Origin of the sequence: Streptomyces sp. NPDC127092 (assembly GCF_042722475.1) — a bacterium.
In the GTDB taxonomy this organism is placed as follows: Bacteria; Actinomycetota; Actinomycetes; order Streptomycetales; family Streptomycetaceae; genus Streptomyces.
The window spans coordinates 145,865-167,571 of record NZ_JBHXFE010000011.1 but is presented as its reverse complement, the minus strand read 5'-3'; the positions used below and the strand labels follow the sequence as shown (position 1 = coordinate 167,571).

General features: G+C 73.2%; 19 protein-coding genes, 1 tRNA gene and 1 pseudogene. 13 read left to right on the top strand and 8 right to left on the bottom strand.

The genetic code is table 11. The annotated features are described in order from the left end of the window. Positions 1 to 70: 70 nt before the first annotated feature. From moaC to ACFWJO_RS12335, 5 genes are all read left to right on the top strand, one after another. A complete protein-coding gene (moaC, locus tag ACFWJO_RS12355; protein ID WP_384415803.1) occupies positions 71 to 556 on the top strand; it encodes a cyclic pyranopterin monophosphate synthase MoaC in 486 nt (161 codons plus the stop codon). A gap of 80 nt (positions 557 to 636) precedes the next feature. Further along, entirely contained in the window at positions 637 to 1,176 is a 540-nt protein-coding gene (locus ACFWJO_RS12350; RefSeq protein WP_386864666.1) for a molybdenum cofactor biosynthesis protein B, read from the top strand. After that, positions 1,173 to 1,796: a GNAT family N-acetyltransferase gene (locus tag ACFWJO_RS12345; RefSeq protein ID WP_386864647.1), complete on the top strand. Its 624-nt coding sequence runs from the start codon at positions 1,173 to 1,175 to the stop codon at positions 1,794 to 1,796. The genes ACFWJO_RS12350 and ACFWJO_RS12345 overlap by 4 nt, the downstream gene beginning before the upstream one ends. Before the next feature lie 146 nt (positions 1,797 to 1,942). Further along, positions 1,943 to 3,130, top strand: a complete 1,188-nt coding sequence (glpR, locus tag ACFWJO_RS12340; protein ID WP_386864646.1) for a gephyrin-like molybdotransferase receptor GlpR — start codon at positions 1,943 to 1,945, stop codon at positions 3,128 to 3,130. A gap of 116 nt (positions 3,131 to 3,246) precedes the next feature. Beyond that, positions 3,247 to 3,320, top strand: a tRNA-Ala gene (locus ACFWJO_RS12335). 142 nt (positions 3,321 to 3,462) lie between these two features. Here ACFWJO_RS12335 and ACFWJO_RS12330 read toward each other — a convergent pair. Beyond that, complete coding sequence (locus ACFWJO_RS12330; RefSeq protein ID WP_386864645.1) at positions 3,463 to 4,461, bottom strand: trypsin-like serine peptidase; 999 nt, start codon at positions 4,459 to 4,461, stop codon at positions 3,463 to 3,465. 155 nt (positions 4,462 to 4,616) lie between these two features. After that, a complete protein-coding gene (locus ACFWJO_RS12325; protein ID WP_386864644.1) occupies positions 4,617 to 5,108 on the bottom strand; it encodes a GNAT family N-acetyltransferase in 492 nt (163 codons plus the stop codon). Between the two features lie 68 nt (positions 5,109 to 5,176). Between ACFWJO_RS12325 and ACFWJO_RS12320 the strand changes: the two genes are divergently transcribed. The 3 genes and pseudogenes from ACFWJO_RS12320 to ACFWJO_RS12310 all read left to right on the top strand — a co-directional run bounded on the left by ACFWJO_RS12320 (position 5,177) and on the right by ACFWJO_RS12310 (position 8,586). After that, positions 5,177 to 5,980, top strand: a complete 804-nt coding sequence (locus tag ACFWJO_RS12320) for an exodeoxyribonuclease III (protein WP_386864643.1) — start codon at positions 5,177 to 5,179, stop codon at positions 5,978 to 5,980. A 33-nt stretch (positions 5,981 to 6,013) separates the two neighbouring features. Beyond that, positions 6,014 to 6,727: pseudogene (locus ACFWJO_RS12315) on the top strand (response regulator transcription factor); the annotation flags it as partial. A gap of 143 nt (positions 6,728 to 6,870) precedes the next feature. Continuing rightward, on the top strand, positions 6,871 to 8,586 hold the full coding sequence (locus ACFWJO_RS12310) for a sensor histidine kinase (RefSeq protein ID WP_386864642.1): 1,716 nt from the start codon (positions 6,871 to 6,873) through the stop codon (positions 8,584 to 8,586). A gap of 47 nt (positions 8,587 to 8,633) precedes the next feature. On the opposite strand, the gene ACFWJO_RS12305 is transcribed toward ACFWJO_RS12310, so the two are convergent. The 5 genes from ACFWJO_RS12305 to ACFWJO_RS12285 form a co-directional block, all read right to left on the bottom strand. After that, positions 8,634 to 9,869, bottom strand: a complete 1,236-nt coding sequence (locus tag ACFWJO_RS12305) for an ABC transporter permease (RefSeq protein ID WP_386864641.1) — start codon at positions 9,867 to 9,869, stop codon at positions 8,634 to 8,636. Between the two features lie 29 nt (positions 9,870 to 9,898). Next, positions 9,899 to 10,717: an ABC transporter ATP-binding protein gene (locus ACFWJO_RS12300; RefSeq protein WP_386864640.1), complete on the bottom strand. Its 819-nt coding sequence runs from the start codon at positions 10,715 to 10,717 to the stop codon at positions 9,899 to 9,901. Then, a complete protein-coding gene (locus ACFWJO_RS12295) occupies positions 10,714 to 11,985 on the bottom strand; it encodes a peptidoglycan-binding protein (RefSeq protein ID WP_386864639.1) in 1,272 nt (423 codons plus the stop codon). Before ACFWJO_RS12295 ends, ACFWJO_RS12300 begins: the two co-directional genes overlap by 4 nt. 2 nt (positions 11,986 to 11,987) lie before the next feature. Beyond that, positions 11,988 to 12,656, bottom strand: coding sequence for a hypothetical protein (locus ACFWJO_RS12290; RefSeq protein WP_386864638.1), 669 nt, complete (start codon positions 12,654 to 12,656; stop codon positions 11,988 to 11,990). Between the two features lie 134 nt (positions 12,657 to 12,790). Next, the gene (locus ACFWJO_RS12285; RefSeq protein ID WP_384415920.1) at positions 12,791 to 13,411 is read right to left on the bottom strand and encodes a MerR family transcriptional regulator; all 621 of its coding nucleotides are present in this window, start codon (positions 13,409 to 13,411) and stop codon (positions 12,791 to 12,793) included. Between the two features lie 283 nt (positions 13,412 to 13,694). On the opposite strand from ACFWJO_RS12285, the gene ACFWJO_RS12280 reads away from it, so the two are divergent. From ACFWJO_RS12280 to ACFWJO_RS12260, 5 genes are all read left to right on the top strand, one after another. Continuing rightward, on the top strand, positions 13,695 to 15,341 hold the full coding sequence (locus ACFWJO_RS12280) for a flavin-containing monooxygenase (protein WP_386864637.1): 1,647 nt from the start codon (positions 13,695 to 13,697) through the stop codon (positions 15,339 to 15,341). An 11-nt stretch (positions 15,342 to 15,352) separates the two neighbouring features. Then, the gene (locus ACFWJO_RS12275) at positions 15,353 to 16,348 is read left to right on the top strand and encodes an alpha/beta fold hydrolase (protein WP_386864665.1); all 996 of its coding nucleotides are present in this window, start codon (positions 15,353 to 15,355) and stop codon (positions 16,346 to 16,348) included. Next, positions 16,345 to 17,226, top strand: a complete 882-nt coding sequence (locus tag ACFWJO_RS12270) for an SDR family oxidoreductase (RefSeq protein ID WP_386864636.1) — start codon at positions 16,345 to 16,347, stop codon at positions 17,224 to 17,226. Before ACFWJO_RS12275 ends, ACFWJO_RS12270 begins: the two co-directional genes overlap by 4 nt. 259 nt (positions 17,227 to 17,485) lie before the next feature. Continuing rightward, a complete protein-coding gene (locus tag ACFWJO_RS12265; RefSeq protein ID WP_386864635.1) occupies positions 17,486 to 17,692 on the top strand; it encodes a hypothetical protein in 207 nt (68 codons plus the stop codon). Between the two features lie 128 nt (positions 17,693 to 17,820). After that, positions 17,821 to 18,366 carry a GNAT family N-acetyltransferase gene (locus ACFWJO_RS12260; RefSeq protein WP_386864634.1) on the top strand — a complete coding sequence of 182 codons (546 nt, stop codon included), beginning with the start codon at positions 17,821 to 17,823 and terminating at the stop codon, positions 18,364 to 18,366. Here ACFWJO_RS12260 and ACFWJO_RS12255 read toward each other — a convergent pair. Further along, positions 18,309 to 21,698 (bottom strand): S41 family peptidase, encoded by a 3,390-nt coding sequence (locus ACFWJO_RS12255; RefSeq protein ID WP_386864633.1) that lies wholly within the window; start codon positions 21,696 to 21,698, stop codon positions 18,309 to 18,311. The genes ACFWJO_RS12260 and ACFWJO_RS12255 overlap by 58 nt on opposite strands. Positions 21,699 to 21,707: the final 9 nt, after the last annotated feature.

The window sequence follows — 21,707 nt, the reverse complement described above, 5'->3', positions numbered from 1 at the left end:
CCTGATCCGGTGGACGGGCGGTGGTGGGGGTACCGTGTCGTCCCACACAGCGACCGGGAGTGTCACGGCCATGAGCACGCAGCAAGGACTCACCCACATCGACGACGCGGGGGCGGCCCGCATGGTCGACGTCTCCGCGAAGGACGTCACCGCCCGTACCGCCCGGGCCAGCGGACGGGTCCTCGTCTCGCCGCGCGTGATCGAGCTGCTGCGCGGCGAGGGCGTGCCCAAGGGCGACGCGCTGGCCACCGCCCGCATCGCCGGGATCATGGGCGCGAAGAAGACCCCCGACCTGATCCCGCTGTGCCACCCGCTGGCCGTCTCGGGCGTGACGCTGGACCTGACGGTCGCGGACGACGCCGTCGAGATCCTGGCGACGGTGAAGACCACCGACCGCACGGGCGTCGAGATGGAGGCCCTGACGGCGGTGTCGGTGGCGGCGCTGACCGTCGTCGACATGGTCAAGGCGGTCGACAAGGGCGCGGTCATCTCCGACGTCCGGGTGGAGGAGAAGACGGGCGGCAAGTCCGGCCACTGGACGCGGAGCGAGTCGTGACCCGCGCGGGCAGGGTGGCGGGCGCGCACGAGCACGAGCACCGTGAGGGCCACGAGCACCGTGACCACGGGGCGCAGGCCGTGCCGGAGGCCGTGGCCGGTGCCGCCCTCACCGCCCCGTACTCCGCGCTCGTCGTCACCGCCTCCAACCGCGCGTCCGCCGGTGTCTACGAGGACAAGGGCGGTCCGCTGATCGCGGAGGCGCTGCGCGGGATGGGCTTCGCCGTGGACGGGCCGCAGGTCGTGCCGGACGGCCGGCCCGTCGAGGCGGCCCTCCGGGCCGGGATCGAGGCCGGGTACGACGCCATCGTGACGACGGGCGGTACCGGGATCTCCCCCACCGACGAGACGCCCGAGGTCACCCGGCGACTCCTGGACCGGGAGATCCCGGGCATCCCGGAGGCGATCCGCGCGTACGGCCGGGAGAAGGTGCCGACGGCGGCGCTGTCGCGCGGCCTCGCGGGCGTCGCGCGCGGCACCCTGATCGTCAACCTGCCCGGGTCGACGGGCGGGGTACGGGACGGGCTCGCGGTCCTGGAGCCGTTGCTGATCCATGCCGTGGACCAGATCCGCGGCGGTGACCACCCGAGACCCGCGGCGGAAGCGGGTCCGGAGTCATGATCCCGTCCTGGCCCGTGGTCCTGGTCGACGGTGACGTGCTGCTGCGTCCCATAAAGATGCGCGACCAGCGGGCCTGGCGCGAGGTGAACCGGCGCAACCGCGACTGGCTGCGCCCGTGGGAGGCGACCGTTCCGCCGCCGGGCCCGGGCGGGCCGGTGACGCAGCGCCCCACGTACCGTCAGATGGTGCGCCACCTGCGGGCGGAGGCGAACGCGGGGCGGATGCTGCCGTTCGTGATCGAGTACCAGGGGCGCCTGGTCGGGCAGTTGACGGTGGCGGGCGTCACCTGGGGCTCGATGTGCTCCGCGCACGTGGGTTATTGGGTCGACCGTGACGTGGCGGGCCGAGGTGTCATGCCGACGGCGGTCGCGCTCGCCGTCGACCACTGTTTCCGTACGGTCGGACTGCACCGGATGGAAGTGTGCATTCGCCCGGAGAACGGTCCCTCGCGGCGGGTCGTGGAGAAATTGGGATTCCGCGAGGAGGGGCTGCGGCCGCGTTACCTCCACATCGACGGCGCCTGGCGTGACCACCTGGTCTTCGCGCTCACGGCGGAAGAGGTGCCGGAAGGTCTGCTGCGTCGCTGGCATCAGACGCAGTCCCGTCGACAGCACCAGTAATTCCCATAAGTGTTCGAATTTGATCGGCAGTTGAGCGCCAATCGATCTGAACAATCACAAAAAAGTTCAGTGATATCAGCCAGATCGTGCGACACACCGGGCCAATTGGCCGATGCCCTCACCCGAACCCCTCTACCGTGTGAGGCGTGAGCAGCAGCGGCCTCATCTACGCAGTCATCGTCGGGGCCTGGGCCGCCTACTTGGTGCCGATGTGGCTCCGCAGGCAGGACGAGCTGAACGAGGCCCGTCCGACGGAACGCTTCAGCACCGCCATCCGGCTGCTGTCCGGACGGGCGGGCATGGAGCGCCGTTACGCCAGGGAGCTCAGGGACCGGGATCGTGCGGCGGACCACGCGGCGCCCGACGTGGACCCGGACGCGGAGACCGAGCAACTGAGCTCGGTCGACGTCCGGGGCTTCTGCGCGCCCGCGGCCAGGACGGAAGCCCGCATGGAGGTCCCCGACCCGGCCCAGGCCTCCGCCCCGGCGCAGGCGCCCCCGCAGGCGTCCGCCCCCGCGCAAGCCCAGGCACAGGCGCAAGCACAGGGGCAGGGGCAGGGACAGGCGCAGGCGAAGGCCTCGGCGCAGGCTTCGGCCTCCGCTCCGGCCGCCAAGCCCCAGGCCTCCGCCCGCCGCGCCGGCGCCGCCGCGCCGGGCGCCGGTGCGGCGGCCGAGCGCGCCCGCAGGACCAAGGTCCTCGCCCGGCGGCGGCGCACCACCGTGATCCTCTTCCTGGCGTTCACGCTCGGCGCCGTCGTCGCGGCCGTCGGCGGCCTCGCCTTCCTGTGGGCCCCCGGCATCCCGGCCGTGCTCCTCAGCGCGTACATCGTCTATCTGCGCGCCCAGGAGCGGCGGCGGTTCGTGTACGTGATGGACCGGCGCAACGCGGAGGCCGCCGCGGCCCGGCTGCGCGAGAGCCGCCGCCCGGCCCCGACGCCCGAGCCGGAACCCGCCCAGGACCGGCCCGCCGAGCCGTCCGTCTCCCCGCAGGAGGCCGACCGCCGGGCGCTGGTGGAGCAGACGGACCACGCCGAGTGGGTCGACCAGCAGCGCGAGCGCGGCCCGGCCCGCGGTGACAGCTGGGACCCGGTCCCGGTCCCGCTCCCCACGTACGTCACCGCGCCGGTCGCCCCGCGCGCCTCGGGCGGCGTCGACATCACGGACCCGGAGACCTGGAGCTCGGCCCGCTCGTCCACGGCGGCCGACCCGGTCCCGGCCCCCGCGCCGGCCCCGCGCCAGCGCACCACGCCGCCGCGCGGTCGCCGCGACCACGGCCGCACGCCGCTCTTCGACCAGTACGCGGACGACGACCGCCCCCGCGCGGCCAACGAGTGACCGGTCGGCGGCCGGGCCACCCGCCCGGTCGCCTGCCGGAAGCAGGGGTCGCTGACCTGCGGAGGAACGGATTTCCTCGTACGCCGGTCGGGATGCTAATGTTTCACACGTCGCAGGGGCCTGTGGCGCAGTCCGGTAGCGCACCTCGTTCGCATCGAGGGGGTCAGGGGTTCGAATCCCCTCAGGTCCACAGACGACGAAGATCCCGTCCGATCACCGATTGGACGGGATCTTCGCTTTTCGCGGGACAGTCGCTTTACGGGATGTCTCCTTACGGTCTCTGCCTTACAGGTCTCCGTCTTACGGGATCTCCGCTTCTGCGCGGCCCAAGGTCAGGACGTCTGAGCCTTGTTGTAGAGGTTCTGGGCGTCCGTGCCGAAGTACGGGCCGAACATGCGGTTGGGCAGGAAGGTGTAGCCGAAGCTGTTCACCGAGGACTGCAGGCCGGTGCCGGTGGTCTCGTTGAAGGACGTGAACCAGGGGCCGCCGCTGGAGCCGCCCGTCATGTTGCAGGCGAGCGAGTGGTCCTGGGAGAACAGGAAGTCCTTCGAGGAGTTGCCCGCGCAGTAGATCAGCTTCGTGCCGTCGTACGGAGAGGCCGCCGGGAAGCCGAAGGCGTACATCGTCTTGTTGTAGCCGCCGTTGAACTGGATGCCCTGCGCGCCGGTGACCGACGTGAGGGTCCGGCCGTTCAGCGGGGCGACGACCGCGGCGCCGACGTCGTAGTTGATGTCCTCGCTCGCCTCCCACTGCGGGGTGGTGAGCGTCTTGGTGGCCGTCCACTGGCCGTAGGGCGCGTTGCCGTTGTCGTACGCGGGGACGAACACCCAGTTGGTGTGCCAGGCGCCCTGGTACTTCACGCAGTGGCCGGCGGTGATGACGGTGCTGGCGTTCTGGCTGGTGACCGCGTTGCCGGAGCAGGAGGCCGTACGGCCCTGGAAGGTGAAGAAGACCCGGCCTGAGGTCTTCACCACCGCGCCGCCGCCCGTCCACGCCCCGCCCGCCTGCGGGAACGCGGTGGGTGTGACGGCCGACGGCGAGACGGCTGACGTGGTGGCGCCGGCCGCCGCGCTCGTGGTCGGCGCGATCGTCGTCGGGGTGGCCGCGCGGGGGACCTGGCGCAGGGCGCCGGGAGTGGTCTTCAGGTCCAGCGGTGTCGCCGACCGCATCCGGTCCGGGGTCCAGAACGCGGCGGCGTCGCGCTGCTGCGCGGCGGTGAACGAGTGGCCGGTGTTGCCGGCCGCCTGCGCGGTCCCCGTCGTGGCCAGCCCGCCGACGAACAGGGCGCCGGCGGTCAACAGGATGGCTGTGGCGAAGCGATGGCGTCTCACGCATGTCTCCTTCTGCCGAGGCAGGTGGGGGATGAGAACGGTGCGGATCGACGTGCTCGTGCGTGGGCAGCGTGCCAGAACCGGAAGAATTTGTCAGGAGCGCGTCATCGCCATTTCGCGCGCCGCCCGGCTCGATCGTCCCGGGCGGCCGGACGCTACAGCGGCTTCGCGAAGCAGCGGCTGTTCGGGTAGTCGCGGTAGTAGCCGAACTTCGTGCACGGCTCGTAGCCGCTGGAGGTGTAGAGCGCGATGGCCTCCGGCTGGGCCGTGCCGGTCTCCAGGACCATGCGGGTGCGGCCGGCGGCGCGGGCGTCGGCCTCCAGGGCGGCCAGGATGCGGCGCGCCAGGCCCAGGCCGCGGGCCTCGGGGATCACGTACATGCGCTTCAGCTCCGCGTCGCCGTCCGCGTAGCCCTCGTCGTTCGCGTCCTGCGTGCGCCAGCCGCCCGACGCGACGGGCCGGTCCTGCTCGTCGTACGCGAGGAGGTAGAGGCCCAGCGGCGGGACGAACATCGACGCGTCGAGGGGTGTGAGATCGCCCTCACCGTCGCCGTCGTCATCCGCGTAGCGCTCGGCGTACTCCAGCTGCACGGCGTCGTTGAGCTTGACCGCGTCCGGGTGGTCGAAGGAACTGGTGCGTATATCCATGCGGGAAATCGTACATCTATGCGAAGTGCCAGGCGGGTGCCGACGTCCGGTGTCGGTATTCTCCCGGGATGCTCACTGTGACGTCCGCGAATGTCAATGGTCTCCGGGCCGCCGCCAAGAAGGGCTTCGTCGAATGGCTGGCCGGGACCTCGGCCGATGTGGTCTGCCTGCAGGAAGTGCGCGCCGAGGCGGCACAGCTGCCCGCCGAGGTCCGCGCCCCGGAGGGCTGGTTCACCGCCCACGCGCCCGCCGCCGCCAAGGGCCGCGCCGGGGTCTCGCTCTACACCCGGCGTGAGCCCGACGCGGTGCGGATCGGCTTCGGCGTCGCGGAGTTCGACGCCAGCGGGCGGTACGTCGAGGCCGACCTGCCCGGCGTCACCGTCGCCAGCCTCTACCTGCCCTCGGGCGAGGTCGGCACCGAGCGGCAGGACGAGAAGATCCGCTTCATGGACGCCTTCCTGCCGTACCTGAAGGAGCTCAAGGAGCGCGCCGCCGCCGACGGCCGCGAGGTCGTCGTCTGCGGCGACTGGAACATCGCCCACCGCGAGGCCGACCTCAAGAACTGGAAGGCCAACCAGAAGAACGCCGGCTTCCTGCCGGAGGAGCGGGCCTGGCTGAGCCGGGTCTTCGAGGAGGGCGACGGCGGTTACGTGGACGTCGTCCGCGCCCTCCACCCCGACCAGGAGGGCCCCTACTCCTGGTGGTCCTACCGCGGCCGCGCCTTCGACAACGACAGCGGCTGGCGCATCGACTACCAGGTCGCCACGCCCGGTCTCGCGGCGAAGGCCGTCAAGGCGTACGTCGAGCGGGCGGCCACCCACGCGGAGCGGTGGAGCGACCACGCGCCGGTCACGGCGGTCTACGCGCTCTAGGCCGCTTCTTCCGAACCAAAGGGGGGCACGAGGGTGAACGCGCGGATTCTGGTCGCCGAGGACGACGAGAAGCAGTCCCGGCTGGTCCGGATCTATCTGGAACGGGAGGGGAACGCGGTCCAGGTCGTCGCCGACGGCCGGGCCGCGCTCGACAAGGCACGGGCCACGCGGCCGGACCTCCTCGTCCTCGACGTGATGCTGCCGTACGTCGACGGGCTCGACGTGTGCCGCATCCTGCGCGCCGAGGGCTCCGAGGTACCGATTCTGCTGCTCACCGCCCGCAGCACCGAGGAGGACATGCTCCTCGGCCTCGACCTCGGCGCGGACGACTACCTCACCAAGCCCTACAGCCCGCGCGAGCTCGCCGCCCGGGTCCGCGCGCTGCTCCGCCGCTCGCGGACCACCTCGCGGGCGGCCGCCGCGCCCGAGCTGCTGCGGGCCGGTCAGCTGGAGCTCGACACGGCGCGCTTCGAGGTACGGGTCGCCGGACGGCCGGTGGCGCTCACCGCGAAGGAGTTCGCGATCCTGGAGGCGCTGACCCGCGAGCCGGGCCGGGTCTTCACCCGCGCGCAGATCATCGAGCGGGTCTTCGGCCTCGACCGGGACGTGCTGGAGCGGACCGTCGACGCCCATGTGATGAACCTGCGCCGGAAACTGGAAGCCGCCGCCCCGGGCAGCCCGCGCCTCCTGGAGACCGTGTACGGGCGGGGCTACCGCATCGCCGACGGGGAGGCGGGAGCCGACGCGGGCGGGGCGCAGGGGGCTGACGGTGCAGGGGCGGGCAGGGCGAACGGTACGGGCGGGGCGGGTGTGACTGGTGGTGTGGGTGTGACTGGCGGTGCAGGGGCGGACGGGGCGGGCGGGGCCGGCGTGGTCCGGCGGGAGGGCGCGTGAGTTTCCGGGTCCGGGTGTTCGCCCTCGTCCTCCTTCTCGTCGTGGCCGCCACCGCCGCCACCGCCTGGCTGACGCTCGCCCAGGTCACCCGACAGGCCCGGGAGTCCGCCGCCGCCGACCGGCTCGACGTCACCCGGATCACCGACGGGCTGCGCCGGTACGCCGAGTCCCACGGCACCTGGGACGGCGTCGGCGGCACCGTCCGCGACCTCGCCCGCGACACCGGCCAGCGGATCCGGATCAGCGACGCGGGCGGCACACAGCTCGCCGACTCCGACGCCCTCCTCGGCCGCGCGCCGCGCGCGGGCGGCACGGCGGCGCCGCTCCTCGTGGACCCCCGGCCGGAACTCGCCTTTCCCCCGGGCGGCTTCGGGCCCTCCCTGCCGAAGATGACCGTCTCGGCCATCGACGAGTACGCGCGGAGCGTGACCTACGCGGCCTGCCTGACCCGGGCCGGCCGGGCCGTCACCGTCCGCACCGGAGAGCTCGGCATCCCGCTCTACGAGGACGCCGGACCCAAGGAGAGCGGTGCGGCCGGTGCCCGCGCCTGCTCCCGGGCGGCGGCCGGATCGAGCGACGCGCTCCGCGCCGACTCCGACGCCGTCGCCGCCGCCTGCGGCCGCGAGGAGGGCGCCGCGCGCGAGGCCTGCCTGCGGCGGATGTTCGCCGAGCGGACCGCCGAGGTCGCTCCGCAGCCCCTCACCGTACGGCTCGGCGCACTCGACGACGCGGGGCGTTCCCTCGCCGTCGGCCCGAGCATCGCCGTCGCCGCCGGGGTCGCCGCGGCGGCCGTCGCGGGCGCGCTGCTGCTCAGCCGGACGGTGCTGCGGCCGGTGCGCGCGCTCACCGCCGCCTCCCGCGGACTCGGCGAGGGCGATCTGGCGCGGCGGGTGCCCGCGCACGGCAGGGACGAGATCGGTGAGCTCGGCCGCTCCTTCAACCGCATGGCCGACTCGCTCCAGGCCAGCGAGGAACGCCAGCGGCGGCTCGTCGGCGACATCGCCCACGAGCTGCGCACCCCGCTCGCCAATCTGCGCGGCTATCTGGAGGCCCTGCGCGACGGCGTCCTGGAGGCCGACGCGGAGCTCCTCGACTCCCTCCACGAGGAGGTGCTGCTCCAGCAGCGGATCGTCGACGACCTCCAGGACCTGGCGCTCGCGGAGGCGGGTGCCCTCGTCTACCACCGCGAGGACCTCGACGCCCGGGACCTCGCCGAGACCTGCCGTACGGCGCACAGCGCGCTGGCCGCGGCGGCCGGCGTGGAGCTCGCGGCGGCCGTGCCGCCCGTACCGGTCCGGGTGCACGGCGACCCCGGGCGGCTGCGGCAGGCGCTCAGCAACCTGGTCGCGAACGCCGTCCGGCACACCGCGCCGGGCGGCACCGTGCGGATCGAGGTGGCCGAAGGCGGCGGCGAGCTCGCACGGATCTCGGTACGGGACACCGGCAGCGGCATCGCCGCGGCCGATCTCCCGCACCTCTTCGACCGCTTCTGGCGCGCCGACACGGCCCGCGGCCGCGCCACCGGCGGCAGCGGCCTCGGCCTCTCCATCGCCCGCCAGATCGTGGCGGACCACCACGGCGCGATCGAGGTGGAGAGCGAGGTGGGCGTGGGCACGGTCTTCACCGTCACGCTGCCGGTACGGGAGGTACGGGAGGTACGGGAGATACGGGAGAGGGGCGTGGGCGCGGCGGATGCGAGCGCGCGTGACTGATGCGCGGGGTGTGGCGGATGCGCCGGGGGTGCCTGATGCACGGTCGCTCAGGTTCCGGCCAGGGCCTCCGTCGGGGACAGGCGGCTTGCCCGTACCGCCGGATAGAGGCCGGCGAGCATGCCGATGACCAGCGTCGAGGCGATGCCTGCGGTGCTCGCCCACAACGGCACCACCGTCGGCCAGCCCCGGGAGAGGGCGTACGCACCGGTGATCAGGGTGCCGAGCACCGTACCGGCAAGGCCGCCGAGGAAGGAGAGCAGCAGCGACTCGGTGACGAACTGGAGCCGGATCTGCGCCTTCGTCGCGCCGAGGGCACGGCGCAGGCCGATCTCCGGGCGGCGTTCCAGGACCGAGATGACCATGGTGTTGCCGACTCCGACGCCGCCGACGAGCAGGGCGACCCCGCCCAGGCCGAGCAGCAGCCCGGTCAGCGCCGACTCGGTGGCCTCGCGGGCCGCGAGCGCGTCGGAGGGCCGGGAGACCTGGACCTCGCCCGGTCTGCCCGGGTTGGCGGTGGCCGCGAGGACCGAGCGTACGGCCGCGATCCGGCGGTCGTCCGCCCGTACGTACACGGTCGAGGGATGACCGTCGAACCGGAGGTACGTCCGCGCCGCCTCCCAGCCGACGAGCGCCGCGCCGTCGAGCTCCGGTGCGAGGGGTACGGGATCGAGTACGCCGATCAGCGAGAACCACCGGCCGCCGAGCCAGAGCTTGGTTCCCGGGGTGTAGACGTCGAGCCGCTGGGCGGCCGTGGCCCCGAGGACGACCGCCGGATAGCGCTCGGTCGTCTTGTCCAGCCAACGGCCTCCGCGGAGCCGCGCCCCGACGGCAGGGAGCAGGTCGGTCCGGGTCGCCAGGACGGTCAGGGAGCCGGTGCGGCCCGTGGCGATCCGCTCGTTGCGGTAGACGTGGGCGGAGACCGTGCCCGTGGCGGAGACCTGCCGCACCGGCGGGATGCGGTCGATCATGGGCACGGCCTCGCGGGGCAGCCTGGAGTCGCCGCCGGTGAGGGACTTGCCGGGCGCGACCCGGAGGAGGTTGGTGCCGAGGGCGTCGAGCCGTCGGTCGACCTCGGCCTGACCGGAGCCGGAGATGCCGACGACCGCGATCATGGCGGCGACGCCGATGGCGATGCCCAGCGCGGACAGGAACACGCGCAGGGGGCGCGTGCGCAGTCCCGTGCCACCGAGCCGTACGACATCGGCCGGCCGGAGGCGGGCGGCGCGGAGCCTCGGGTGGCGGCGGGAGCGGGGAGCGGCGGTGCGGCGGGTTCGGTGTCGCATTGCGGGCGGGGAGTTGTCGTCGTCGTGCGTCACCGTGGGGTCCCGGTCGTCGTGATCACTGTCGTGTCGGTGTCGGTGTCGGTGTCGGTGTCGGTGTCGGTGTCGGTGTCGGTGTGGGTGTGGGTGTCTGTGGCGGTGTCCGTGTCGGCGATCACGTGGCCGTCGCGCATCTCGATCCGGCGGGGCAGCGCTGCGGCGATCTCGCGGTCGTGCGTGATGACCACGACCGTGGTGCCGGCGGCGTGGAGTTCGCGCAGCAGGGCCAGGACGGCCGCGCCGGAGGCCGAGTCCAGGTTTCCGGTCGGCTCGTCGGCCAGCAGGACCGCGGGCTCGCCGACCACGGCCCGGGCCACCGCCACGCGCTGGCGTTCGCCGCCGGAGAGCTGGTGCGGCAGGTGGTGGGTGCGGTGGGCGAGGCCGACCCGGCGCAGGGCGGCCGCGGCGGCGGCGCGGCGGCGGCGCGCCGGGACGCCCGCGTAGAGCAGTCCGTCCGCGACGGAGTCCAGGACCGGTACGCCGACCGCGAGGTGGAACTGCTGGAAGACGAAGCCGATCCGAGTGGCCCGCAGCGCGGAGACCTCACGGTCCGACAGGTCCGCCACGTCGTGGCCGTCGATCAGGACCCGGCCCGTGGTCGGCCGGTCCAGACTGCCCATCAGGTTCAGCATGCTGGACTTGCCCGAGCCGGACGGGCCGACGATCGCGACGAGTTCGCCCCTGCCCACGGTCAGGCTGACGTCCCGGACCGCCGTCACCCCGCCCGCGTACGTCTTGGTGACGGCGTCGAACTCCACGACGACGTCGGGCTCCGCGGCCGGGGCCTTCCCCGTCGTGTTCCCGGCGCTCACCGCGGAATCCTCACTTCGAGCCCCTCGCGGACCGCGGGCCCGCTGATCTCCACGTCCCCGTCGGCGAAGAGCCCGGTCTTCACGGCGACGAAGGTGCCGTCCGCGGTCTCCAGGCCGTGGCCGCCCTCCGCGAGCGCGACCAGCGCGGAGACAGGAACGGTCAGGACGTCCTTGCGCTCCCGCCCCACGTACGTGACGGTGACGGGCCCGCTCTCCAGGCGCCCGAGCGTCTGCTGGTCCTCGATGGTGACGGTCACGGGGACCGTCGGCGCCCCGCCGTTCTCGCCTCCGCCACCGCCGCCCCCGCCCTCGGGCTCGGTCGCCTCGGTGCCCACGCTCGCCACCTTGCCCCGTACCGTGCGCCCGTCGGGCAGTTCGACGGTGACCCGGGTGCCGCGTACGGCCCAGGAGGCCTCCTGGGCGGACGTGTCGACGACCGCCTTGCGTGCCGTGCCGGTGTGGGTGAGGACGTTCTCGGAGACCGCCGCGCCGAGCCGCACGCCCGCCTTGCCCGTCCGTATCCCGCCCGAGGAGTAGACGACGTCGCCGACGCCGACCGTTCCGGTCTGCGGCAGGCCGAGCGACTTCTGCCAGCGCTTCACCGCACGGGCGGTGCCGGCGGTGAAGGTGCTGTCCACCGTGAAGCCGGTGTAGCCGAGCGTGGCGAGGTTCGTCTCGAACTGCAGGACGTCCGTGCCGCGCATCTCGCGGGAGGGAGAGGGGGAGGAGGACGGCGACTGAGGCTGGGACGGAGGCGCGGACGGCGACGTGGTCGAGGGCGGAGCGGACGGCGTGCCGCCGCCCTTGGGTCCGGTTCCGGTGCCCGTGCCCGTGCCCGTGTCGGCGTCCGGGCGTCGGCCGTCCGTCGTGTCGGCCGTCGTGAGGCCCAGGTCCCGGTACATCGGCAGAGCCCCGTACAGCAGCACCACGGGCCGGTCGTCCACCCGCAGCAGTTCCTCTCCGCGCTGGACCGTCGTGCCCGGTGCCGGGAGCCAGGTGACCGTGCCGGTCGCCTTCACGGGCAGCGGTGTCTCGGCGCCGTAGCCCAACCGGCCTTCGAGCGACGTGCGTTCGGTCAGCGTCGCCCGGGTGACGCGTACGGTGGAACCCTCGCGGGGCGGGGCGCCGGCACTCTCGGCCGGGTCGCCCCCGAGGCCCAGCCGGCCGACCGTGACGGTCGCCGCGACGACCAGTGCGGCGGTCACGAGGAGCAGGGCGCGGCGGGAGCGGCTGCTGCGGCTGCCGCGGGGCGGTCGCGTCTCGCTCATGCTCAGCCCTTGCCCGGGCCCGGCTCGACCGGGTCGCCGTGGAACCGCGCCCCGCAGAGGCGGCCGGCGCGCTTGGCGGCCGCCGTCGTCGGGTCCCAGTCCGGGGTGCCGTCGTTGTTGCTCGGCTCGTAGCCGTCGGCGTCGGGATCGGGGAAGTCGGGAGCGCCGTTCTTCTGCATGCAGTCGGCGAACTCGCGGGCGGTCTTGATCTGTTCGGGCGTCAGCCTGGGCCGCATGGCCTTCTCGACGGCCGCCGGGACCGTCACGTTGAACTCCTCGCACTTCTCCGTGGCGGGGATGAACTTCGGGTCCTTCTTCCGCGCCCGGTTGGTGTCGCCGTCGATCTCGACCTGGCCGAGCGGGCCGGGATCGGGATAGTCGAAGCCCTGCTCGCGCATGCAGGTGACCCACTTGCGCTTCGCCGCCACGTACTCGGCGATCTCGACCTGGTCGCCGCCGGCGCCTCCGCCGCCGCTCTGGCCGGCCGTCGTGCCGGCCGGCGACGTGGTCCCGCCCGCCGAGGGCACCTCGGCGTCTCCGCCGCCGTCGCCGCCGCTCCCGCAGCCGGTCAACGCGAACGCCGTGACCGAGGCCGCCAGGGCCATCAGCGCCCGGTTGGCCTTGGGCCGGTTCGTCCCCGCCCGGTTCGTCCTCGCCCGGTTCGTCGTCATGGGTTCTTCCGCTCCTCACGTCGGGTCGGCTCCGACCGTAGGAGTGAGGTGATGAAGAACCTTTGAAGAACCGTTCAGGTGGTTGTGAGGCGCAGGGCGCGTGGCGCGAGGGGACGGGGGCGGGCCCGCCCCCGTTACGAGCGCTCGCGCAGCCGGCGGTCCAGCGCGAGGGAGAGTTCCGCCTCCACCACGCTCTTCGCCAGCGGGCGCAGCCGCTGGACGTCCTTCGCGTCGGTGTACTTGCCGAGGAGTTCGGTGAAGAGCTCCGCGAGCGCCTCCGCGTGCTCGCGGACCCGGCCGCCCGCCTCCAGGACGGCGGCCAGCGGGACGCCCTCGCGGACGAGCGCGGAGGAGACGTCGAGCAGGCGGCGGCTGACGTGGACGATGTCCTCGCCGTCGGTGGCGAGGTAGCCGAGGTCGAGCGCGGCGGCGAGGTTCTCCGGAGTGACCTCGCCCGCGAAGTGGTCGGCGAGCTCCTCGGGGGTGAGGCGGACGGGCTCCTCCTCGGTGGGGGCGCCCAGTTCCAGGACCTCGCCGACGTTCCGGCCGGACTCGAAGGCGGTGGTGAGGTCGGCGATGCCGTTCAGGGTGTGGCCGCGCTCCAGGAGGGCGGAGATGGTGCGGAGCCGGGCCAGGTGACGTTCGTCGTACCAGGCGATCCGGCCCTCGCGGCGGGGCGGCGGGATGAGTCCGCGCTCGCGGTAGAAGCGGAGCGTGCGGACGGTGATGCCGGCCGCGGCGGCGAGGTCGGCCATGCGGTACTCGCGGGGCGCGGACCCACCGGCTACGTCCGCCGCCTCCGTCCCCGCCGCGTCGTCCGCCCCCGGCGTCCCCGCCGCGTCGTCCGGCCCCGTCGTCCGCGTCGGCGCGGTGGTGTCCGTCTGGTCTCCCGATCGCTCTGCCACGTTCGCCAGCCTATGTTGTACCGCCGGTAACTTTCCCCGGCCTTACCCCTACCGCTCGGTATGCGGCTGCTCTACAGTCCCGACTGTGCCAGTGATTGCTGGCGGAATCTTGGCCGGGCGCACGGGAGGCGGCATGGCGAAGCACGAGCACGTACGGGTGGCGGTGATCGGATCGGGATTCGGCGGGCTCGGAGCCGCCGTCCGGCTGCGCCGCGAGGGGATCACCGACTTCGTCGTCCTGGAGCGGGCCGACTCCGTGGGCGGCACCTGGCGCGACAACAGCTATCCGGGCTGCGCCTGTGACGTCCCGTCCCACCTCTACTCGTTCTCCTTCGCGCCCAACCCCGACTGGCCGCGCACCTTCTCCGGTCAGCGCCACATCCGCGCGTACCTGGAGCACGTCACCGACACCTTCGGGCTCCGGCCGCACCTGCGCCTGAACCACGAGGTCACGAGGATGGCCTGGAACGAGGACGCGCTGCGCTGGGACATCGAGACCAGCGGCGGCACCTTCTCCGCCGACGTGGTCGTCTCCGCCACCGGGCCGCTCTCCGACCCCAAGATCCCCGAGATTCCGGGACTCGACGGATTCACCGGCAAGGTCTTTCACTCGGCCCGCTGGGACCACGACTACGACCTCACCGGCAAGCGCGTCGCCATGGTCGGCACCGGCGCCTCCGCGATCCAGATCGTGCCGTCCATCCAGCCGAAGGTCGGCAGGCTCACCCTCTTCCAGCGCACGCCCCCGTGGGTCATGCCGCGCATGGACCGCGCCATCAGCGCCCCCGAGCGCTGGCTGCACCGGCGGCTGCCGTTCACCGCGGCCGCGCGCCGCGGCATCCTGTGGGGCATCCGGGAGCTCCAGGTCAGCGCGTTCACCAAGCGGCCCGACGAGCTCGGCCTGGTCGAGCGGCTCGCCAAGGCCAACATCGCGCGTGCGGTGAAGGACCCGGCGCTGCGGGCCAGGCTGACGCCCTCGTACCGCCTCGGCTGCAAGCGCATCCTGCTCTCCAACACGTACTATCCGGCGCTCGCCCAGCCCAACGTCGACGTCGTCGCCTCCGGTCTGAAGGAGGTCAGGGGCAATGTCGTGGTCGCGGCCGACGGCACCGAGACCGAGGTCGACGCGATCATCTTCGGCACCGGCTTCCACGTCACCGACATGCCGATCGCCCCGCGCGTCATCGGCGCCGACGGCCGGTCGCTCGCCGAGCACTGGAAGACGGGCATGGAGTCGCTGCGCGGCGCGACCGCGGCCGGCTTCCCCAACTGGATGACGATCATCGGCCCCAACACGGGCCTCGGGAACTCCTCCATGATCCTCATGATCGAGTCCCAGCTGAACTACATGGCCGACTACCTGCGGCAGCTGGACCTGCTCACTCCCGCCGGTCCCGGCGGACGCGCGGCCCTCGCCGCCCGGCCCTCCGCCGTCAACGCCTGGAACCGCCGCGTGCAGTCCCGGATGGAGCGGACGGTGTGGAAGGCGGGCGGCTGCGAGAGCTGGTACCTCGACGCCAACGGCCGCAACACCACCCTGTGGCCGGGCACGACGGGCGAGTTCCGGCGCGAGACGCGGACCGTCGACCTGTCCGAGTACGAGGTGCTGCGCACCCCGGCGCAGGCACAGGCGCAGTCCCAGCCGGAGTCGCAGTCGGAGTCGCAGTCGGAGCCGGAGTCGCAGTCGGAGCCGGAGTCGCAGTCGCAGTCGGAGTCGCAGTCGCAGGCGGCCTCCGCGTCCGCCGGGCGTACCTCCCGGAAGAAGGAGACCGTCCGGTGAACCGCCACGACATGACCGTGACCTCCGCCGACGGCTCGTCGGTCCACGTCGAGGTCTACGGCCCCGAGGGCGCGCCCGCCGTGGTCCTGGCCCACGGCTGGACCTGCTCGACCCGTTTCTGGGACGCGCAGATACGGGACCTGGCCGCCGACCACCGGGTCATCGCCTACGACCAGCGCGGCCACGGCGGTTCGCCGGTGCCCGCCCCGGCGGGCAAGGGCTACTCGACGGAGGCGCTCGCCGACGACCTGGAGGCCGTGCTCGGCGCCGTCCTCGGACCCGGCGAACGGGCCGTGGTGGCCGGGCACTCCATGGGCGGCATGACGATCATGGCCGCGGCCCGGCGGCCGCTGTTCCGGCAGCACGCCGCCGCCGCGCTGCTCTGTTCGACCGGGCCCTCGCGGCTGACGGACGAGGCCCTCGTCGTGCCGCTGGGGCCGGGCCGGCTGCGGAGCCGGCTCACCCGCGCGGTCCTCGGGTCGAAGGCGCCGCTCGGGCCGGTGACTCCGGTCTCGAAGCGGATCCTCAGGTACGCGACGATGGGCGCCGGTTCGGCGCCCGAGCGGGTGGACGCCTGTGCCCGCATCGTGCACGCCTGCCCGCGCGGGGCGCGGTACGGCTGGTCGCAGGTCCTCGCGGGGCTCGATCTGGAAGTGGGGATACGGGAGTTGCGGCTGCCCGTGGCCGTGCTCGTCGGCACCGCCGACCGGCTGACCCCGCCCCGCCACTCGCGGGCGATGGTGGGCGCCCTGCCGCACTGCACGGGCCTCGTCGAGCTGGCCGGCATGGGCCACATGACGCCGGTGGAGGCTCCCGAGGCCGTCACCGCGCAGATCCGCGAACTGACGCTCACCTACCTGGGCGCGAAGCAGCATCCCGGGGAGAACCGACCCGGGGAGAACCAGCCTGGCGGGCACCAGCCTGGGCAGAACCAGCCCGGGAAGAACCAGCCCGGGAAGAGCGGTCCCTGGCAGGCGCAGACTGTGAAGGAGGAGGCAGAGGCATGAGCAGGGTGAGCCTGGAAGGACAGGTGGCGGTCGTCACCGGAGGAGCCCGCGGCGTCGGCGAACTCCTCGCCCGCAAGCTCTCCGCGCGCGGGGCGAAGATCGCGCTGGTCGGCCTGGAGCCGGAGCTCCTGAAGGAGGTCGCCGGCCGGCTGCACACGGAGGCGGACTGGTGGCACGCCGACGTCACCGACCACGAGGCGATGGCGAAGGTCGCGACCGAGGTGAAGGAGCGGTTCGGCAAGGTCGACATCGTGGTCGCCAACGCCGGTGTCGCGGCGGGCGGTCCGTTCGTCGACTCCGACCCGGTCGCCTGGCGGCGGGTCATCGAGGTCAACCTCATCGGCGGTGCCGTCACGGCGCGCGCGTTCCTGCCCGTCCTCATGGAGTCCCGCGGCTACTTCCTGCAGATCGCCTCGCTGGCCGCGATGACGCCGGCGCCGATGATGACCGCGTACTGCGCGTCCAAGTCCGGTGTCGAGGCCTTCGTGCACAGCCTGCGCGCCGAGGTCGTCTACAAGGGCGTCAAGGTCGGCGTCGGCTACCTCTCCTGGACCGACACCGACATGGTGCGGGGCGCGGACCAGGACGACGTGATGCGCGAGCTGCGGGCGCGGCTGCCGTGGCCGTCGAACCGCACGTACCCGCTCGGTCCGGCCGTCGACCGGATCGTCGCGGGCATCGAGCGGCGCTCGGCCCATGTGTACGCCCAGTGGTGGCTGCGCGGGATGCAGTCGAGCCGCGGCTATCTGCCGGGCATCATCGCCGCTGTCGGGCAGCGCGAGATGCGGCGCTTCGAGCCGAGGCTCGGGTCGGTCTCCAAGGGGCTCGTGGGCGCCGGCGGAGCGGCGGACGAGCAGGCGCGCGGGAAGCGGGTCTGAGAGTGGGGTGAGGGTGGACTGCGGGCGCGGCGAGGGCTGGGTGAGGGATAGGCGGGCGGCTGCGTGCGCCGGCCTGGTGACGGCTGCCTGGTGACGGCTGCCTGGTGACGGCCGCCTGGTGGCGACCCCATGGTGACGACCCCATGGTGACTGTCCGTGTGTGATCGAAATGCGCAGTGTGTCCGGCCGTGTCAGTCTGATCGTGCCCAAGGGGCAAACCCGCCCCGCACCCCTCACACCCTTCTAGGAGTGAATCCGCATGGGCATCAAGGACGAGATGCAGAACAAGGCGCAGCAGGCCAAGGACTCGCTGAGGTCGAAGAAGGACGAAGCGTCCCAGCGCGCCAGCCGGGCCAAGGAGCGCACGCAGGAGCGGTCGGGTCGGCCGGCCGAGCGGCCGGACCGGCCGGAGCGTGGCCGGCCCGAAGCCGAGCAGGACCGGCTCGACATGGACTACGACGCCTGACGCCGTTCTGTGAGGAAGGCGCACCCGGGACGCCGGGTGCGCCTTCGCGCATGCCGAAAAGTATGAAGAACCGTACGGCCTGTGGATAACCGAGGGCGCGGGGTGGCGGGGCTACGTACGGTGATGCCATGTCCGTAACCAAGGCCGTACTTGAGCGCATCCGATCCGACCACGCGCCCGCCCTGCTCGCCTTCGAGCGGGAGAACCGGGCCTTCTTCGCGGCGTCCGTGCCCGACCGCGGGGACGCGTATTTCGAGGACGCCGGGTTCGCCGCCCGGCATCAGGCCCTGCTCGACGAGCAGGAGATCGGGACCATCCTCTTCCATGTGCTGGTGACCGGTGACGGGGAGATACTCGGGCGGTTCAACCTGATCGACGTCGACCAGGAGGCCGGCACCGCCGAACTGGGCTACCGGGTGGCGGAGAAGGCCGCGGGGCGCGGGCTGGCGACCGCGACGGTACGGGAGCTGTGCATACGGGCCCGCGAGGAGTACGGGCTGAGCCGGCTGACCGCCCGCACGACCCCCGACAACGCGCCGTCCCGGGCGGTGCTCGCCCGGGTCGGGTTCGGGGCCGTGGGAAGCGTGACGCTCGAGGACGGCGAGCGGGGCATCGCCTACGAGCTGGACCTCGGCGGCAGTTTCGGCCGGGAGTGGTCCGGCACCGACTCGTAGCCGGGCGGGCTCGCGGGCGGGCTTTCCTCCAGGAGGGCGAGGGCGACGTGGACGGCGTCGTCGAGCTGGGCGTGCCGGCCCTCGGCCCAGTCGAGCGGGGTCCGCATGATCTCGAGGTCCGGGGCGACGCCGTGGTTCTCGATGGACCAGCCGTATTCGGGGAACCAGGCCGCGTTCATCGGGACGGTGATCTGGGTGCCGTCGCCGAGCCGGTGGCGGCCCGTCATGCCGACGACTCCGCCCCAGGTGCGCTGGCCGACGACCGGGCCCAGGCGGAGCAGTTTGAAGGCGGCGGTGATCATGTCGCCGTCGGAGGAGGTGGCCTCGTCGGCGAGGGCGACGATGGGGCCGCGCGGAGCGTTGGAGGTGTAGCTGACGGGCTGGGCGTTCCGGGTGAGGTCCCAGCCGAGGATCTTGCGGGTGAGTTTCTCTATCACCAGCTCGCTGATGTGGCCGCCGGCGTTGCCGCGGACGTCCACGATGAGGGCCGGCCGGGAGACCTCCATCCGCAGGTCGCGGTTGAACTGGGCCCAGCCCGAGCCGCCCATGTCGGGGATGTGGAGGTAGCCGCAGCGTCCGCCGCTGACCTCCCGGACGACGGCGCGGCGCTTGGTCACCCAGTCCTGGTAGCGCAGCGGGCGTTCGTCGACGAGGGGCACGACGGCGATCCGGCGGGAGCGGCCCTCGCCCTCGGCGGGGGTGAAGGTGAGTTCGACGGTGGTGCCACCGGTCCCGGAAAGGAGGGGATAGGGGCCGGCGACGGGGTCGACGGGCCTGCCGTCGACATGGGTGAGGACGGCGCCCTCGCGGATGCCGGTGCCGGCGAGCGGCGAGCGTGCCTTGGAGTCGGACGAGTCGCCGGGCAGGATCCGCTTGACCTGCCAGCCGCCGTCGCGGTGCACGAAGTTGGCGCCGAGCAGGCCCTGGGGGCGCTGGTAGTGGGGCGGTCCCTCGTTGCGCCGGGCGGGGGTGACGTACGCGTGGGAGGTGCCGAGCTCGCCCATGACCTCGCGCAGCAGGTCGGCGAACTCGTCGGGGGAGGCGACCCGTTCGACGAGCGGGAGGTACTGGTCGAGGACGGCCGTCCAGTCGAGGCCGCCCATGTCCGGCTCCCAGAAGTAGGCGCGGACGATCCGGCCCGCCTCGTCGAAGGCCTGCCGCCACTCGGCGGCCGGGTCGACCTCGTGCACGATCCGCCGCAGGTCGAGGTAGACGGTGGAATCGCCGTCGCCGGTCTCGGTGGCGGGGACGGCGCGCAGGTCGCCCTCGTCGACGACGACGAGCCGGGTGCCGTCGCCGCTGACCGCGAACGAGTCGAGGTGGTCGACGAGTTCGGTCTTGCGGGCCTTGGTGATGTTGTAGTGCTCCAGGGTGGGCCTGGGGGAGGGGTCGTTGGGGTTGGCGAAGGTCTCGCCGAGCGCGCCGGAGATCGGCCAGCGCAGCCACACCAGTCCGCCGCCGGCCACCGGGTGGAGGGCGGAGTACTTGGAGGCGGTCACGGGGAAGGGCGTGACCCGCTCGGGGAGTCCCTCGATCTCGACGGTCACCGTGCCGTCGCCGGAGCCCGCCTCCTCGTCGGCGGGGTCCATGCCGCCGGCGGCGGGCCGCCCGTCGGGAAGCAGCGCGAAGGGAGAGGGGGTCGCGGAGGAGAGCGGTACGAGATAGGGGCGGCAGCCCAGCGGGAAGGAGAGGTCGCCGGTGTGCACGTCGTACACGGGGTCGAAGCCCCGCCAGGAGAGGAAGGCGAGATAGCGGCCGTCGCGGGTGAAGACCGGGTTCTCGTCCTCGAAGCGGCCGTTGGTGACGTCCACGACGACGGGGTCGCCGGGGCCGGAGATGCGGGCCATCTTGATGGAGCGCAGCGAGCGGCCGATGCCGGGGTGGGACCAGGTGAGCCAGCAGCCGTCGGGGGAGAAGGCGAGGTCGCGGACGGGCCCGTTGTCGGACCGGATCAGCTCGGTGACCTCTCCGTTCGACTCCTCGGTGGCCGCGGCGTCAGCCGTGCCGTCGGACACGGTGATCAGGAGGAGCCGGCCGTCGCTGGAGGCGATGGCGAGGCGCTCGCCGTCCGGGTCGGAGACCAGTTCCTCGACGCGGCCGAGTTCGCCCGAGGCCAGTCGGCGCGGTTCGCGCTCGCCGGTGGCCCGGGGCAGATAGGCGATCTCGACGGCGTCCTCGCCGTCGGCGTCGGTGACATAGGCGACCTGGCCGCCGCTGCCGAGCATCTCGGGGAGCCGGACGCGGACGCCAGGGGTGTCGGTGATGGTGCGGGCGGGGCCGTCGCGGTGGGTCAGCCAGTAGAGGCTGCCGCGCACCGTGACGGCGCTGGCCCGGCCGGTCTCGTCGACGGACAGGGCGTCCACGTGGTGGGCGGCGGGCACCTGGTAGGGGCGCCGGCCGGTGCGCGGGCCGCCGAGGCGGACGTCGAGGCGGCGGGGCTTGGAGTCGGCGGTCAGTTCGTCGACGATCCACAGGTCGCCCGCGCACTGGTAGACCACCCGGCGGCCGTCGCTGGAGGCGTTGCGGGCGTAGAACTCGTCGTGGTCGGTGTGGCGGCGCAGGTCGGTGCCGTCGGGGAGGCAGGAGTAGAGGTTGCCGATGCCCTCGTGGTCGGAGAGGAAGGCGATCCTGGTCCCGCCGCCGGCCCTGCCCTCGCCGGCCGGTGCCTCGACGAACATGGGTGCGTCCAGGTGGCCGCCGATGTCGGGGAGCAGCCGTTCGCCGTGCAGCCACAGCCGGCCCATGGCGCCGCCCCGGTAGCGCTTCCAGGAGGCGGGTTCGTGCGGCGGGGTGCCGGTGAGGAGCAGGGTGCGCCGGTGCGCGCCGGAGGTGTCGTGCCCGGAGCCCTCGGCGTCTCCCGTGTCGTCGTCGAGGTCGGCGACGGCGATGTGGGAGACGGGGCCCCAGGGCATCCGGCCGCCGGGCGAGCCGTCGGTGGGCACGGTGTAGGCCCAGGAGAAGTACGAGAAGGGCTGGCCGTGCGAGGAGACGGCGAGGATGTCGGACCGGCCGTCCTTGTCGGGCGGCGACCAGCCGCAGACCCGGGTGTCCGTGGAGCCCCAGTAGGTGAGCCGCCGGGAGGGCCCGCCGTCCACGGGCGCGAGATGGATCTCGGGGTCGAGGCTGCGCCAGCTCGTGTAGGCGATGTGCCGTCCGTCCGGCGAGAAGCGCGGGTGCCCCACCCGGGTGCGGTCGGCGGTGATCCGCCAGGCGCGGCCGGGCCGGCCGCCCTCGGGCGCGAGGGGGGCGATCCACAGGTCGTCCTCGGCCGCGAAGCAGAGCAGCTCGCCGTGGAGGTGCGGGAAGCGGAGATACGCGACGTCGTCACTCACCTCCTCATG

Coding starts and splice junctions, on each gene's coding strand:
- moaC (WP_384415803.1), top strand. CDS start 71: ATGAGCACGCAGCAAGGACTCACCCACATCGACGACGCGGGGGCGGCC.
- ACFWJO_RS12345 (WP_386864647.1), top strand. CDS start 1,173: ATGATCCCGTCCTGGCCCGTGGTCCTGGTCGACGGTGACGTGCTGCTG.
- ACFWJO_RS12325 (WP_386864644.1), bottom strand. CDS start 5,108: ATGGATATACGCACCAGTTCCTTCGACCACCCGGACGCGGTCAAGCTC.
- ACFWJO_RS12320 (WP_386864643.1), top strand. CDS start 5,177: ATGCTCACTGTGACGTCCGCGAATGTCAATGGTCTCCGGGCCGCCGCC.
- ACFWJO_RS12305 (WP_386864641.1), bottom strand. CDS start 9,869: ATGCGACACCGAACCCGCCGCACCGCCGCTCCCCGCTCCCGCCGCCAC.
- ACFWJO_RS12295 (WP_386864639.1), bottom strand. CDS start 11,985: ATGAGCGAGACGCGACCGCCCCGCGGCAGCCGCAGCAGCCGCTCCCGC.
- ACFWJO_RS12290 (WP_386864638.1), bottom strand. CDS start 12,656: ATGACGACGAACCGGGCGAGGACGAACCGGGCGGGGACGAACCGGCCC.
- ACFWJO_RS12285 (WP_384415920.1), bottom strand. CDS start 13,411: ATGGCCGACCTCGCCGCCGCGGCCGGCATCACCGTCCGCACGCTCCGC.
- ACFWJO_RS12280 (WP_386864637.1), top strand. CDS start 13,695: ATGGCGAAGCACGAGCACGTACGGGTGGCGGTGATCGGATCGGGATTC.
- ACFWJO_RS12275 (WP_386864665.1), top strand. CDS start 15,353: ATGACCGTGACCTCCGCCGACGGCTCGTCGGTCCACGTCGAGGTCTAC.
- ACFWJO_RS12270 (WP_386864636.1), top strand. CDS start 16,345: ATGAGCAGGGTGAGCCTGGAAGGACAGGTGGCGGTCGTCACCGGAGGA.
- ACFWJO_RS12265 (WP_386864635.1), top strand. CDS start 17,486: ATGGGCATCAAGGACGAGATGCAGAACAAGGCGCAGCAGGCCAAGGAC.
- ACFWJO_RS12260 (WP_386864634.1), top strand. CDS start 17,821: ATGTCCGTAACCAAGGCCGTACTTGAGCGCATCCGATCCGACCACGCG.